A 14475-nucleotide genomic window follows, 5' to 3' on the forward strand; every position below is an offset into this window, starting at 1 on the left:
GAGGGAGGCGCATTATGTCGCATGCGCCCTATATTGTCGCGCCGCTCGCGCCGAGGCCCCACCGACCGGAGGTTTGATCATGGCTGATTCCGCGCTCGACACCGTCCCGGAAACCGATAACAGCCCGGAGGAGGCCCGGAACCGGCTGATCGACCGGTTGCTCGCCGACGGCCGGATCACCTCACCTACGGTGGAGGCGGCATTTCGCCGGGTGCCGCGGCACCTGTTCGCCCCCGGCGGGGTCAGCGTCAACGCCGCGTACGCCGACGACGTGGTCATCACGAAACGTGGCCCGGACGGACGCGCGACCAGTTCCATCTCCGCCCCGTGGCTCCAGGCCATGATGCTGGAAGCCGCCCGCCTGCAGCCGGGTGGGCGGGTGTTGGAGATCGGGTCCGGCGGCTACAACGCCGCGCTCATCGCCGAGGTCGTCGGCCCGCACGGCACGGTCACCAGCATCGACATCGACTCCGACATCGTCGCCAACGCCCGGACTGCCCTCGACCTCGCCGGATACCCGAACGTCCACGTGGCGCAGGCCGACGCGGACACCGGCTGGCCGGCAGGGGCGCCGTACGACGCGATCATCGTGACCGTCGAGGCCAGTGACATCCCACCCGCCTGGACCGACCAGCTCGCCCCCGACGGGGTCCTCGTCGTTCCTCTGAGAGGCCGGTTCGTTAGGTTAGGTCCGTTTCGGGGTGAGGGTGAACACTCCGGGTTGGTTCTCGGTCAGGACGTGATGCTTGACCATGCGTTTGAGCTTCGCGCGGGCGCTCTCGACGTGTTTCGGGATGGGGTCGACGCCGAGGGCGAGGCAGATGTCCTTGGCCCGCATGCCGGTGGTCGTGGTGTCGAGGACCGTCAGGATCTGCTGGTAGGGGGCGCTGGCTATCGTCGGGTCATCGGCGGTGAACTCGGCGGCGGTGAGGATGCGCAGCGTGGTGCGGGTGACCTTCAGGTCAGCCAGCTCGCCCTCGATGCGGGCGAGGTCGGCGGTGAGGGCGGTGATCTGCTCGCGTAGCCGGTCGGCGGCCTGATCGGCGGTGGCTTCGCGTGCGGTGATCAGGTCGAGGATTACGGCGAGGTTCACCGGTGTCGCCAGGACGGTGTGCTGGTGCCGGTCAGCCGGCGCACGATGGTGACCATCGACGCCCACAACGTTCGTGACACGGCCGATTCTGGGCGGCTCTCGTACTCGCGCACGAGCCGGCGGTGCAGCATCAACGTGCCGTAGGTCTGCTCGACGATCCACCGCTTGCGTACTGGCACGAACCCGGGTCGGGTGTCGGATCGTTTGACGACCTCGACGTCGACCCCGAGGACGGAGCCGTGCAGCGCGAGGTCCTGCTTGAACCCGGCGTCGACCCACGCCCGGGTGACCGTCGGGGCGCGCTCGACGACTGTGTCGAGCAGTCGGATGCCGATGGCGTTGTCGGTGACCGAGGCGGCGGTCACCACGACCGCGATGACCAGACCGAGGGTGTCCACGGCCAGGGCGCGCTTGCGGCCGGACACCTTCTTGCCGGCGTCCTTGCCGGTCGTGGCGGCCGGGACATGGTTCGCCGCCCGGACCGACTGGCTGTCCAACACGACCGCGGTCGGATCCTCGGTCCGGCCGGCCTTCTCCCTGGCCTGGCAGCGCAGCAGATCATGGATCGCCTGGTCGGTGCCGTCGTCCCGCCACAGGGCGAAGTAGTAGTAGGTCGCGGACTTCGGCGGCAGGTCGTGCGGCAGGTACGCCCACTGACAGCCGGTCCGGTTCTGGTAGAGGATCGCGTTCACGATCTCCCGCAGGTCGTAGTCACCCTGATGCCCCGAGACCGAGACCCGCTTGGCCTTCCACGCCCGCAGGAACGGCCCGATCAACGCCCACTGCGCGTCGGTGACATCGCTGGGGTACGGCTTCCGATCACCCATGAACGGCCTAACGCCACTACCGCCCGACGGTCACGACCAGGATTCACATTCCCCGACATCGAGAGACCGCTATCCGTGGCGAACCCGCTGAAGGACCCTCAACCGGACGCAAAGCATAGATCAAATCAAAAGCCCTCGAACCGGCCTCTGAGGATGCGCGGCAACACCCGATGCCTCACCCTCACCCGCGACGGCGACCACCTCACCGCCACCGACGCGATCCTCTGCGGCTTCGTGCCCATGCAAGGCGCCGGCGCCGACCCCGTGACCCGGCGGTCGCTGCGCGGCGACGACGTGACCCTGCGCATCGACGACCCCGAGACTCGATTCCTCAACCTCGACGCCCTGACCCCCGCGCTGGACGGTCCCCGGGTCGATGCCTGGTCCAGGGTGACCATCCCACCCGCGACGCCGTTCGAGTCACTGCACCTCTGGCTGGCCAGCCAACCCCACCCCTACGGCCTCCTCGCCGTCGACCGCGACCGTGCTGCGGACATGGACCCGCAGAACTGGGTTTCCTGCCCCGCACTTCTCAAAGGCGACAGCATCGCCTACCTCACCATTCGCCAGCTCGACGACACCACCTGGGAGTTCGGTGCCCGTGGCTACGGACCCGACGCCGCACCGCTAACCCGGCACGTTGTCGACCTCATCATCGACTGGGACCGGGACCACCGCAACCAGCCTGGCCCGGACATCAGGGTGTATCCCGCCGGCGTCGCCATCCCGCCCACCGACCGACCACAACTGCTCGTTCCCCGCCACCACACCACCACCGCGATCACCTGGACCGCCGGAGATCACCGGTGACCACCACCGAGCCGACACTCGTCGTCGTTCGCGGAAACTCCGGTAGCGGGAAGACGACCGCCGCCCGGGAGGCCCGCCGACGCTACGGCCGTGGGATCGCACTCCTGGAACAGGACCACCTGCGTCGGATCGTGCTGCGCGAACACGACAGCTCACATATCCACCCGGTCGCTCCGGCGTTCATCACCGCGACCGCCCGCACCGCCCTCGACCTCGGCTACCACGTCATCCTCGAAGGCATCCTGCACACCGAACGGTACGCCCCCGTCCTGCACCAGCTCATCGACAACCATCCCGGACCGGCCGCCGTGTTCTACCTGGATGTGTCCTTCGACGAGACCGTCCGCCGCCACCTCAACCGGGACGAGCCTATTCCCGTCACCCCCGACGAGATGCGCGCCTGGTACACCCACCGCGACCTGCTCGGCATCCCGGGTGAGACCGTCATCGGCGAGGACAGCACCTTCGAACAGACCGTCACCACGATCCTGCACACCAGCGGCCTCACCAGCGCGACACCCCAGACGCCCTGCCCACGGCGCTGCCGGCACTGCGCCCGCAAATCCGAGCAGTCCGCCGCTGCGGCGGCTTCCTTGACACCGCCTGCGGACGTCGCCGCACCGAAGCCGTGACAACCCAGACACCCACTGCCCAGCCGTGAGGCGCCACGCAGACCGGCGGGCGCGCTGCACTGTCATCGAGGTCGTCACCCCCGGCGGTGATTGTCCGGTGGGACCCGACCCTGCGGAGGCTGGCCGGAGGACGACGAGTAGGACCCTCGGCCCCTCGCTGAGGAGGGACTAACGCTGCTGACGGCCCGGTTGCCGTTCGGCTTCCGGCCGCCAGCAGCACTCCGTCTCCGGCTGGGCCGGGGGTAATTCCCCGGAATTGCCTCCGGTCCGGCCTGCCTGGCTGATGCCTCCATAACTGATCTTATCGAGGCGTGGATTGTCGGCCCGGCTCCGTACTCTCAGGGGCTCGCGGGCAGACGCCCGACGGCAACCCCTCAACCTGTGGAGGACAGCAAGGTGGGACGGGACCTGTGGGAGTACGAGCAGGACGAGGAACTCGACCGCGTCCTTGGACAAACCACCGGCCTGCTCGCCCAGCGCGGAGACGAACAAGCCGTCGCGCTGCTGGTCGACGTGAGCGCCATGAGCATCGCCAGGACCGACGAGGTGATACGGGTCGAGCGCATCTACGACGAGTGGATCGAGGGCTCCCTGGAGAAGACGACCTACCGCCGGGTTGCCGTCTTCGACGTCGAGGACCACATCCTTCCCCGGTTCACCGACGAGGTGTGCCAGCGCATCGCAGCGACCTTGACCTACGTCGCCGAACGGAACGGCTACGAGAACGTCGACGGAGTCCGGGCGAGGCCCGCGCTGCCCGATGTGAGCGGCGACTGGCGCACCACCTACTCCAGCCGCTTGACCCAGGAACGCCCGACCAACCAGGCCCGCCGGGAGGCGGGACGACCGGAGCACCCCGTCGAGGACGGGCTGACCTTCGGCAGCGATGAGGAGCTGAGCGTCTACCGCGCGCTCAAGCGCCTGCAGGCGCGGTTCCCGGAGCACGACACCATCGCCATCGCACCCCTGCCTGGCGTTCGTCTCCGCGCCGGCCATACCTGGAGCCCGGACGTCCTGGTCACCGGCCGGGGCCGCGCCTTGGTCATGGAGATCGACGGCCCCCACCACCGCAACCCCCGTCGATACGTCGACGACCGCAACCGAGACTTGCAGTGGCAGCGCTGCGGAGTCCCGGTCGTTCGGATCGCTGTCGAGGACTCGTCCAACGACGCCGCTCTCGACGCCCGGATCCACGAGGAAGTCCTGCGTCACCTCCGGCACGACGGAAGGTGACTCACCCGTTAGCCCATCAGGCACGACTACTCCGACAGAAGGACTTAGGGGTATGCCCATCGACAGGAAGACCTTCTCCGACCAGCAGACGGCGGCGGCCCGCGCGGTCACCGGCGTGTTGGCCCGCTGGTCGCGCGAGTTCACCACGGCCGGGGAACTGGCCGCGCTGATGACGGCGCTGCCGGCCGTCACCCCGGTCAGCGTGGCCTGGACCGTGCACGTCGACCCGGACCTGCCCGACGGCGTGCCGACGGTTACTGCGGCCACCACCCGGGCGGTCAACCTGCTGGAGCCGGACCTGGTCGACGTTGTCGAGGACGACGGCACCGTCCGGGAGTACGGGCGGATGACGCCGGGTGTGGAGCTGGGCGCGGTCATTGTCGCCGAGGGCCAGCCGGTGCCGGAGAAGACAGTGGCCTACCAGCCGTACGAGCGGGCCTTGGACGCCCTCAGCGTCGGCGACATCGACACCACCCTGACCGCGCTGATGGAACTGCTGCGGCGAATCGCTGACCTGCTGCCCGACGCCCCGACCGGACCCGACGGCACACCGGAGACCGTGGCGCAGTGGATCGACGACGCCGGGATCCGGGCCCGGCTCGGCATCGAGGCGATCCGCTGGGGCTACAGCGCCGACCGGCTGGCCAACCTGCGCCGCGACCTCGCCGACCGGGAAGCCGCCCAGCTACGCGAGGACCAAGACAAGTACGACCGGCGCGTCGACGAGCAGGGGAACCCACAGTGAGGGCAAGCGTGCAGGCTACGGCCGCGCCGACCGGGGATGTCCCGACGCGGTTCGCCTGGGTCCTGGCCGCCACTGCCGCCGGGGACCGGTCCGCGTGGCGGAAGGAGGGGTGAGTCGGTGCCTGCCCTGTCCGGAGAGCTGCTGCCCGCCGCCCGGTCGCCCGCCACCACGGCGGAAGCCGGGGGCGGTGACGCACTGGAGGCGCTGCTGCGGGAGTGGCTGATCGGCTACCAGTCGGCGAACACCCGGGCGGCGTACCGGCGCGACGTCGCGCACTGGCTGGCCTTCCTGGCCGCCTCCGGGGTCGATCCGCTCACCGAGGCCCGCCGGGTGCACACCCACGCCTGGCTGCGCGCCCAGGAAGCCTCTGGTGCGGCCACGGCGACCCGGGCCCGCCGGCTCGCCGCCGTGTCCGCGTTCTACACGTGGATGATCGCCGAGGACCACACCGACCGGGCGAACCCGGCCGCGATCGACCCGAAACGCAAACCTCGGGTGAACCCGGACCGGTCGACGACGGCCGGACTGACCCGGGGCCAGGCCGACGCGCTGCTCGCGGCGGCCGACGCCGACACCGGCCCCCAGGCGCTGCGCACCGCGGCGATCGTCGCGCTGCTGCTCTACACCGGTTTGCGGGTCGGAGAGCTCGTCGGCGCCGACCGGGAGCAGCTCGGCGAGGCCCGTGGCCACCGGGTGCTGCGGTTCACCGCCAAGGGCGACCAGCCGCACCTGGTGGTGCTCCCGCCGCCGGTGACCCGCCGCCTGGACGCCTACCTCGCCGACCGCGTCGACCTGGCCGACGACCGCCTTCCGACCCAGACACCAGGTGCCCGGCCACGCCGACCGCTGGTGGCCACCGCCAGCGGCGGCCGGCTCGACCGGGGCGCGGTATGGCGGCTGCTCAAGCGGCTGGCGAAGACCGCCGGGATCGCAGTCACCATGAGCCCGCACGTGCTGCGGCACACCTGCGCGACCCTCTCCCGCGACGCCGGAGCCCGCCTGGAGGACATCCAGGACCAGCTCGGTCACGCCGATGTCCGCACCACCCGCCGCTACGACCACGGCGGTGCCCGCCTCGACCGGTCCCCGGCCTACACCCTCGCCGGCTACCTCACGGGTTGACGGCCCGGAGGCGGGGGCAAGGCCGCCTTGCCCCCGCCTGGGTCTCAGTCGGGCGTGAGCCAGCGGGAGACCGCGTCGGTGAAGACCACCTCGTACGGAAGCCCGCGTAGGTCGTCCGCGGTCACCTCCAGGCCGCGAGCCTGGGCCAGCTCGGCCAGCCATGACCAGGGATGTTCCTCCCCGGACTCCTCGTCGTCGGGAAGCACGACGATCAGAACCTGCTGGGTGAGGCTGTCCCGAGTCTCGTGCAGCGGAATGGTGCCATCACCTGGGGCGCCGGTTGACCGTGCGGTGACAGTGAACCCACGGTCCGCGTGCAGGAGCACGCGCCGACCGTCCTCCAGCATCGCGAACTCACTGACAAGGAAACTTCGGGTGCACGCGTCGTCGGGGTACTCCCCTCTGAGATCGCAGGTGGCACCCAGGCCAACCACCCGGCCGGGCTCGACCCGGGGGAGATCTCTGGGAGCCCGGTAAGCGCCCGGGTACGGGCGCCAGCCGGCTTCCTCGCTGCTCACTGTGCCACTCCCGACGTTCCCACGATGGCTGCTGCTGATACCTGAACAAACCATGCCATCTGATCACCGGTTACGGCGTCGCCAGGACAGCGGCGGCTGGTGATCAGGGGCTACACGGGAGGTCCTTGGGAGTCCCGTAGTACATCCCAGGAGGGTCGGCGATGCCGGGCAGGTCGACGTCGGTGACGCCCCTCCAGCCGACCTCCGTGCTGCTTGAGCAGTTGATCCTCGCATTAGCTCGGGTGCCGGAACCGCTTCCCGGGGCGTAGTCGCCCGAGCCTGAGTCAACGGTGACCCATCCGCATCCGAAGGGATCGCACCAGAACGCCTGCAAGTAGACGTCCACGTTCGCCTTGCTGGGACACGTGCCGGCGATGTACAGCCAGAAGCCATGGACGGAGGCGTCACCGCTCGACAGATGCGGGTCGTCGTTGGCCTGCCGGTACGTGCAGGAACCGGCGACGATGTTGCCGGACTCGCCCATCGGGGCGGCGTCACCGCCAGGGTAGGGAGCCCAGTAGCCGGAAGACGTACCGGGCGCTGACGCAGGCGCCGCCGCTCCCGCGCTGGCGGGTGCCACGCCGAGGGATGCCAGCACCACGCAGCAGGCGAGCGCCAGCGTCCGTCGTGCGCGCCGGATCGTGTGGGCTCTGGTCAAGCCGACCACCTCCACAAGGGATAGACGTCTACTCTTAGTAGTTGTCGGGTGCCTTAGGGTCAACCGGGGTGTCTGCTTGCTGTCACCGCCGCCCGGAACCCCTGACGAGGCGGGCCGCCGCCGATTCCCGGGAATCGGTCCGGCCGGACTCGGTAGGAACCGGCCGGCGTCCGGCCGGATCGGTAGGACGGAAGCCTCCGGAAGCCAGGAGCCCGGGACGGGCCGGGTCGGGTCGGGCACCCCACCCCTGTGGTGCTCGGCATCCAGGTCCGATCTGCAGGTCCGGCAGATCCGAGGCATCCAGGATCCAGATCCCCGGGTCGGGACGGGACGGGTGTTCTCTCCAACCTTCACTCCGCTGGCCGTTCAACATGGGCTCCACCAGCGGAAACCTCGCATTGGCCAATCCGGTTCAATCGCCTAACTGCGGGATTCGGATCCCCGGGACGGGAACGGGTCGGGTCGGGAGCCGTGTGGACAGCGGGGTTGTCCTGACCGGCCGGGAGGGTGCATGATCCGCCCAGCACCACCTTCCGCGACCCGGCCGCCAGCCGGATACCGCGACCAGGGCGACCCGGCAGCCAGCCAGGCACCCCCCACAGCGCGACCTGGCAGCCAGCCAGATCCCGCGCTCCGCGACCCGGCCGCCAGCCGGATACCGCACCGCACCCCCGCCGGCCAGCAGGCCCGCAGCAGCACCGCTCAGCGCGACCCGGCCACCAGCCGGAACCCGCGCGAATGGCCACCCAGGCCGCCGAGCACCTCTGTCCCGTGCGACCCGTCGACCAGCCGGATCACGCGCCCGTACCAGCCCTCTGGAGCCGCCCTTGCCTCATGTGATCGCCGCGTCAGCGCAGCTCAGCCGGCCGATCGGATCAGCGAGCAATCACCGACCGATCACCGACGAATCACTGACGAATCACTGACGAATCAAAAACATGTTGGTGATCGGATCACTGATCGGTTCACGAACACGTCGGTGATCCGATCGCGGTCCGATCGTGATCGGAGACGACCAACGGCGTCCCGATCGCGTCCCGAACCGGGCCGATCACCGACGCGGCGATCACGAATCACCGCCGGAGAGGGTCCCTACTGGGTCGGGGCGGGCATCGTGGTCTTCCGCTCCTGCGGCCTCTCCCGACGGTCCCGGCCGCGCCCGCTCCGGAGCCGGGGACCCGGATCTGGACCTGCGCCAGACCTGCGTCGGATCTAGGTCCGGACTCAGGTCCGAGCACAGGTCGGACCCAGGTCCCGACGTAGGTCCGGATGTAGGTCCGGTGTGGTGGTCATGGCCGCTGACCTACGACCAGGACCCGCGTCGGTACCCAGGTGCCGGGGTCTCCCGGGACGGGGCGGGGACGGCGCAGGTCCGTGCGCAGGTCCACCCGGCGAAGCCGTCTGCGAGCAGAGGGAGGGGCGGGTCGGATCTCTGCCGGCCAGGGGGCTCGAAACGCTGCGGTAAGCCTGCTCTCGCGCTGACGAGTTTCGACACCCGCCGTATCCGGTGGTCGCCGGGTCAATGGGCGTGACCAGGGTTTTTAAGCCACGACCGCACGTCGACCCCTCGCCGAGGCGACAGAAAAATCTCCCCAGGCCACAGGGGCTGGCCAGGATCGACCGCACCGATCAGCCGGTGATCCGTACGGTCACCGCCGGGATCACCGGGTCAGGGCGGACCTGACCCCCAGCTCGGGTCGTTGAGCAGGCCATGATAGATCAGACGCACCACCTGGTGACCAATCCGCAGCGGTACTTCGAGGCGTTGGGGCGGGTCATGTCCGCCCTCCGCGAGACCAGCGCGCTCAGCGGCGCCGCCCATCTCGACTGGTGGCAGGGCAAGGGCGGGCGGACCTGGGAGATCGAGTGGCAGGGCGGGCCGTTCCCAGCCGAGGTCGCCGCGAGGCTGCTGGGCGTACCGGAACCCGGTGCCGGCGACGACGGCGCTTACGAGACCGCCGTGCACGGCCTGATCGCTCCAGCGGCGGGCAGCCCCGAACGCGCGCACCTGGTCGTGCTCGGCGTGCCGGTGAACCTGCGCGCCATCGACCCGGTCGGCGCCGGTCAGGTCTGGGCGGCGCTCACGCGGTGACGGCCAGGAGGCCGCTCAGTCGGGCGGCTGCGTGTCGGGTTCCTGGTCGACCAGGGCGGGACGGTGCTTGCGGATCCACGCCTCGACGTCGGTCTGCAACCACACCCACCCGGCGCGCAGCTTGTCGAACGGCGGCGGGAACGACGGGTGCCGGACGATCTGCGCGACCCGCTGACGGCGACGCCGAGCCGGTCGACCAGCTCCGCCTTCCCGTACAGCTTCTCCGCCACGCCGTGAGGCTAGACAACTGTCCCCTGTATGACCGGCACCTGAACGATTGACAAGGGGTGTGGTGAGGTCGACCATGGTCGCTTCCCCTCACACGCCGAGATCGACCGGAGCCGCCCCGTGAGCACCCGCCCCGACCCCGCGACGTCGACCAGCTCCCCGTGCGGCACCGGCCACTGCGTCGAACTCGCGATGCGGGCCGGTGCCGTCAACGGGCACCGGTGGGGCATGAATGACGCCTACCGGCACACCGCCGTCCTGGTCGCCCGGATCGCCTCTCGGCTTCCCGCTCCACCCCCGGACGTGGCTGCCGCGCTGGATCTGATGACCGACCCCGCCCGCTTGGCCGCGCACCGCGCCCGGATGCTCGCCCCCCAGCCCGCCTCGGGACACCCGAGCGGCCTGCTCGACCCCGGCCGGCTCGTCGCCACCCTGACGAGCGCGGAGATCTCCACCCTCACCGGCGTGCCCGTCGACGAGGTGCGCGCCCTGGCCGACGCGCAGCCAGACGCCGGCCAGTAGACCCTGAAGGGAAGTCCGGATCCCGCTGTGGTGCGCGGGCGGCACCGTCGGCGGTAGCAGCGCGCACCGGATCTCAGAATGGATTTCCTCGGGAGCACCGACCACGTAGTCCGCAGGCGGCCCGGGGTGGGGGAGCGCTCCTGCCCCGGGCTGCTGGAGCGGCGAGGGTTAGCGCCTCGGCCCCTGTACGAAACCCGCTTCCCGGTGGCCACCCGGGAGCACCCGCCGGTCGAGTTCCGAGACATTCGAGACACGCCTACGCGCACGCGCGCGAGGCCGTGACCTGCGGTGTGAACGTTCAGACCACAAAAACGCGCGCGCGACCGGGCTGGCCGCCGCCACCGCGGCCCCGGTGCGACCGGTCGAACCGCAAAACGCGTGCGCGCGGGGGCAGCTCGTCCTCCTGGGTACGTCGGCCGCCACGGCGGCCCGCTCGAGGAAACGGGGCGACCGGCACCCCGGGGGTGAAGTCCGTGGGGAGACGGCGGGAGGCCCCAGGGAAGGCAGCCCTCGTTTTCTCTCCCCGACGGGCCGGGAACCGGCTGACGTGTCACCACGACACGACCTCGGGCACCCGCTGATCGGTCTCGTGATCGGACCGCTGACACCCGCCCTGATCGGGCACCGTGGACGGAGTTTCGCGAGTTTCGCGAGGGGCTTACGCGCGCGTGCGCGAGGGCCTGGTGCTCACGGACCCCGGGGGCCGGTCCCCTCCCCGGGTGCTCCGGCGGCCACCGGGAAGGTCGGGGTGCCGCTGTCCGTACGGGTTAGAAAACTTTGGGACCGGGATTTCCGGAGTTTCCGTAGCGGCCCCTGCGCGCGGACGCCCGAGGAACCGGGGACTGAAGTACGCCGCCGGAACGCTGCACTGCCGTATGTGGTCCGAACACCGGCCAAACGCGCGCGGGTGTCGGGGTCTGACGGGGCGTTTGACGACCCACAAGACGTGACAACTCTGCGGCCCCCGTGACTCCAGGGAAGGCTGCCGAAATCCGGACGGTTCCGGGTCGGCCGGTGCGCCCCCAGGGGAGACGAGGAGCCCTCCCGACCTGGAGGGTGTCTGGCTGTCCGGCCGGCTCACACCGATCTGTCACGGCGGCTCTGAACGGCCCTGACAGGCGGGGGTGAGAACACCGGCACCAGGTGCCACGAGCCGGGTAGCGGCCCATCAGACGCCCCGGGCAGCGCCGTTTCTTGCCGGTCGCCTTCAGAATGACGTGTGGCTTTCATGTCGGTGCGGCGATGGGGTCGCTGGGTCGTGGTGGTGGTCTCAGCGGTCGCGGTAGCCGTGCCGGTGGTGTACTTCCTGGTGAAACAAGGTCTGGACCGGGCCGAGAAGATCACCAGCATCAGTTTCGGACTCCTTGGAGCGGCCGGGCTGATAGCCAGCTGGCGCACGACACGACCAGGCAGGAAACCCGACACGATTCGTCCGGCCGACTCAGTGCCTCCTGGGTGCCTGTTGCACCTTCGCGACAACGGACAGCCGCCGCTGGTGAAGCAGGTCGATCCGCTGGATCTGGGCGTCAAACCCGCCATCGACACCATCGATGGCCACGACCGCGACCTTCCTTCCTACGTCTCCCGCACCGGTGACGACGACCTGCGATGGGCCATCGCCGAAGGCGGGATCGTGCTGCTGCACGGTAAGGCAGCCGCCGGTAAGAGCCGCAGCGCGTTTGAGGCCATCCGCGAACTACGCCTTTACCACCAGCTACTCATCCCGGCGCACCCCGGCGCACTGCGGGAACTGATCGACTCCGGTTACCCAATCAGCAACGCCGTCGTGTGGCTCGACGACCTGGAACGCTTCCTCACACCCGGAGGCGTCGACCAAGCGCTGCTCCAACGCCTGTGCCCCACGGGTCGGGCTGATGTGGTGGTAGTAGCCACTATCCGCGACGAGGAACTCTCTCGCCTCGACCACGCCGCCACCCGAGGCCGCGACGGCACCGAACTCACCACGGCCGGCGTGGACGAGGCCGCCGCGAAACTGGTGGCCCAGATCCGTGGCCGCCGCCGCATCCCCGTCGGCCAGCACCTCACCGACTCCGAACGCGCCGACGCCGAGGCCACCGGCGACGACCGGATCACCGCTGCGCTGACCGCCGGAGTCGGGTTCGCCGAATACCTTGCCGCCGGGCCGGCGATGATGCGCCGCTGGTCCGTTGGAGACGGCCCCCTGTTCGAGGTCGGACAGGCCCTTATCAGTGCAGGGGTGGAGTGCCGCCGCGCCGGCTACACCGCCCCCGTCCCCCGCGACATCCTGGCCAAGCTCTACCGCCCCTACCTGTCGCCCGCCTGGAGACACCGCGCCGACCTACCCGCCGTCACTCAAGGACTCGAATGGGCGTGCGAACGTGTTCTGAGTGCCAGTTCCTGCCTCCTGCCCAACGACAACGACACCTACACCGTTTCCGACTACCTGCTCGACCGCACCGCCACTGGCCAAGGCCCCCTCGCCACCACCCAGGTCCCCGACCAGGTCTGGACCACCCTGCTCGCCATCGCCACCCCCCGCCAAGCCGCCGCCATCGGCACGCGGGCCTATGACACCCAACGGGCAGACATCGCCGACCACGCATGGCGCACTGCAGCCGACGCCGGCGACACCGGGGGGCTGTCTCGCCAACGGTGTTTCCGGCGATCTTGGTTAGTAGGTTTCAGCGGCCGGGAAGCGGTCGCTGAAGGTGATGGCGAAGGCGTTCAACGCGGGTTTCCAACGCATCGTCCATCGGGTCCTGCCGGCTCCGGTGGGATCCAGGGACCGGGTCACCAGGTACAGACACTTCAACGCGGCCTGCTCGTTCGGGAAGTGGCCGCGGGCCTTCACGGCCCGCCGGTAGCGGGCGTTCAACGACTCGATCGCGTTGGTCGAGCAGATGACCTTGCGGATCTCCAGGTCGTAGTCGAGGAACGGGATGAACTCGGCCCAGGCGTTGTCCCACAACCGGATCACCGCCGGATACCGGCCGCCCCACTTCTCCGCCAGGTCGTCGAACGCCGCCCTCGCGGCAGTGGCGTTGACCGCCGTGTAAATCGGTTTGATGTCACGCTTCAGTTCGTCCCAGTACCTGCGGGAGGTCAACCGGAACGTGTTGCGGATCAGATGGATCACGCAGGTCTGCACCACCGTGCGGGGCCACACGTTCGTCACGACCTCGGGCAGGCCCTTGAGGCCGTCGCAGACCAGAAAGAACACGTCCTTCACACCCCGGTTACGCAGGTCGGTCAGCACGCTCATCCAGAACTTCGCGCCCTCACCGCCCGTGCCCGCCCACAGGCCGAGGATGTCCTTCTCGCCGTCAAGGGTGACCCCGATCGCGGCGTAGAACGGCCGGTTCGCGACCTGCCCGTCACGCACCTTGACCACGATCGCGTCGATGAACACCGCCGCGTAGATCTCGTCCAACGGCCGGTGGGACCAGTCGACCATCTCCTCGATGACCTTGTCGGTGATCCGGGAGATCGTCTCCTTCGACACCGACGCCCCATAGATCTCCGCAAAGTGCGCCGAGATCTCCCCGGTCGTCAAACCCTTGGCATACAACGACAACACGACCTCGTCGACCCCTGACAGGCGCCGCTGCCGCTTCCGCACGATCCGGGGCTCGAACGTGCCGGCCCGATCCCGTGGCACGTTGATCTCCACCGGCCCGCTGGCGTCGGTCAGCACCGTCTTCGGCCGGCTGCCGTTGCGGATGTTGCCCGACCCCGCACCGGCCGAGTCATGCTTCTCGTAACCGAGGTGCTCGGTCATCTCCTCGTTGAGCGCGGTCTCCAGAACCGTCTTCGTCAACTGCTTCAACAGGCCGTCCGGGCCGGTCAGCGACAGCCCTTGCTCCTTCGCGGCTCGCACCAGGTCGGCAGCGGCCTTCGCCTCGGCCGACTGATCAGCCTTAGCCTTCCTCGGGCTTACATCGTTCGATGTCGCGGTCATCACGGCACCCTCCTCACCAGGCACAACGCCCGATGGGTCAGGCCGGAAACACCGT

At 69.6% G+C, this 14475-nt stretch carries 14 protein-coding genes and 1 pseudogene; 8 read left to right on the plus strand and 7 right to left on the minus strand.

The annotated features are described in order from the left end of the window. Positions 1-79: 79 nt before the first annotated feature. Positions 80-658 (plus strand): annotated as a pseudogene (locus tag GA0070618_RS35335) (methyltransferase domain-containing protein); the annotation flags it as partial. A 27-nt stretch (positions 659-685) separates the two neighbouring features. Here the strand turns inward: GA0070618_RS35335 and GA0070618_RS35340 are convergent. After that, complete coding sequence (locus tag GA0070618_RS35340; RefSeq protein WP_088980870.1) at positions 686-1093, minus strand: hypothetical protein; 408 nt, start codon at positions 1091-1093, stop codon at positions 686-688. After that, positions 1090-1920, minus strand: coding sequence for an IS5 family transposase (locus tag GA0070618_RS10980; RefSeq protein ID WP_088981545.1), 831 nt, complete (start codon positions 1918-1920; stop codon positions 1090-1092). The genes GA0070618_RS35340 and GA0070618_RS10980 overlap by 4 nt, the downstream gene beginning before the upstream one ends. A 75-nt stretch (positions 1921-1995) precedes the next feature. On the opposite strand from GA0070618_RS10980, the gene GA0070618_RS10985 reads away from it, so the two are divergent. From GA0070618_RS10985 to GA0070618_RS11005, 5 genes are all read left to right on the plus strand, one after another. Further along, complete coding sequence (locus GA0070618_RS10985; protein ID WP_197701745.1) at positions 1996-2730, plus strand: class I SAM-dependent methyltransferase; 735 nt, start codon at positions 1996-1998, stop codon at positions 2728-2730. Further along, positions 2727-3362, plus strand: coding sequence for an AAA family ATPase (locus GA0070618_RS10990; protein WP_172900278.1), 636 nt, complete (start codon positions 2727-2729; stop codon positions 3360-3362). Before GA0070618_RS10985 ends, GA0070618_RS10990 begins: the two co-directional genes overlap by 4 nt. A 396-nt stretch (positions 3363-3758) precedes the next feature. Beyond that, positions 3759-4595, plus strand: coding sequence for a hypothetical protein (locus GA0070618_RS10995; protein WP_143740604.1), 837 nt, complete (start codon positions 3759-3761; stop codon positions 4593-4595). A gap of 52 nt (positions 4596-4647) precedes the next feature. Further along, positions 4648-5340, plus strand: coding sequence for a hypothetical protein (locus tag GA0070618_RS11000; RefSeq protein ID WP_088981547.1), 693 nt, complete (start codon positions 4648-4650; stop codon positions 5338-5340). Between the two features lie 117 nt (positions 5341-5457). After that, on the plus strand, positions 5458-6462 hold the full coding sequence (locus GA0070618_RS11005) for a tyrosine-type recombinase/integrase (protein ID WP_172900279.1): 1005 nt from the start codon (positions 5458-5460) through the stop codon (positions 6460-6462). 44 nt (positions 6463-6506) lie between these two features. On the opposite strand, the gene GA0070618_RS11010 is transcribed toward GA0070618_RS11005, so the two are convergent. Both GA0070618_RS11010 and GA0070618_RS11015 read right to left on the minus strand, forming a co-directional pair. Beyond that, complete coding sequence (locus GA0070618_RS11010) at positions 6507-6980, minus strand: hypothetical protein (RefSeq protein WP_088981549.1); 474 nt, start codon at positions 6978-6980, stop codon at positions 6507-6509. A 103-nt stretch (positions 6981-7083) separates the two neighbouring features. Further along, complete coding sequence (locus GA0070618_RS11015; RefSeq protein WP_088981550.1) at positions 7084-7464, minus strand: hypothetical protein; 381 nt, start codon at positions 7462-7464, stop codon at positions 7084-7086. 1885 nt (positions 7465-9349) lie between these two features. On the opposite strand from GA0070618_RS11015, the gene GA0070618_RS11020 reads away from it, so the two are divergent. Then, a complete protein-coding gene (locus GA0070618_RS11020) occupies positions 9350-9730 on the plus strand; it encodes a hypothetical protein (protein WP_143740586.1) in 381 nt (126 codons plus the stop codon). Between the two features lie 348 nt (positions 9731-10078). Then, positions 10079-10480 carry a hypothetical protein gene (locus tag GA0070618_RS11030; protein WP_088981552.1) on the plus strand — a complete coding sequence of 134 codons (402 nt, stop codon included), beginning with the start codon at positions 10079-10081 and terminating at the stop codon, positions 10478-10480. 1441 nt (positions 10481-11921) lie between these two features. On the opposite strand, the gene GA0070618_RS11035 is transcribed toward GA0070618_RS11030, so the two are convergent. The 3 genes from GA0070618_RS11035 to GA0070618_RS11045 form a co-directional block, all read right to left on the minus strand. Next, the gene (locus GA0070618_RS11035) at positions 11922-12125 is read right to left on the minus strand and encodes a hypothetical protein (RefSeq protein WP_088981553.1); all 204 of its coding nucleotides are present in this window, start codon (positions 12123-12125) and stop codon (positions 11922-11924) included. Positions 12126-12194: 69 nt separating this feature from the next. Beyond that, the gene (locus tag GA0070618_RS33420; protein WP_157748934.1) at positions 12195-12791 is read right to left on the minus strand and encodes a hypothetical protein; all 597 of its coding nucleotides are present in this window, start codon (positions 12789-12791) and stop codon (positions 12195-12197) included. Positions 12792-13133: 342 nt separating this feature from the next. Next, complete coding sequence (locus GA0070618_RS11045; protein WP_088981555.1) at positions 13134-14420, minus strand: IS256 family transposase; 1287 nt, start codon at positions 14418-14420, stop codon at positions 13134-13136. Positions 14421-14475 lie beyond the last annotated feature (55 nt).

This window comes from Micromonospora echinospora, assembly GCF_900091495.1.
Classification (GTDB): Bacteria; Actinomycetota; Actinomycetes; order Mycobacteriales; family Micromonosporaceae; genus Micromonospora; species Micromonospora echinospora.

What these genes read in the sequence shown, in the direction of transcription:
- GA0070618_RS11020 (WP_143740586.1), top strand. Translation starts at nt 9,350, where the DNA reads ATGATAGATCAGACGCACCACCTGGTGACCAATCCGCAGCGGTACTTC.
- GA0070618_RS11015 (WP_088981550.1), bottom strand. Translation starts at nt 7,464, where the DNA reads ATGGGCGAGTCCGGCAACATCGTCGCCGGTTCCTGCACGTACCGGCAG.
- GA0070618_RS11000 (WP_088981547.1), top strand. Translation starts at nt 4,648, where the DNA reads ATGCCCATCGACAGGAAGACCTTCTCCGACCAGCAGACGGCGGCGGCC.
- GA0070618_RS10980 (WP_088981545.1), bottom strand. Translation starts at nt 1,920, where the DNA reads ATGGGTGATCGGAAGCCGTACCCCAGCGATGTCACCGACGCGCAGTGG.
- GA0070618_RS11045 (WP_088981555.1), bottom strand. Translation starts at nt 14,420, where the DNA reads ATGACCGCGACATCGAACGATGTAAGCCCGAGGAAGGCTAAGGCTGAT.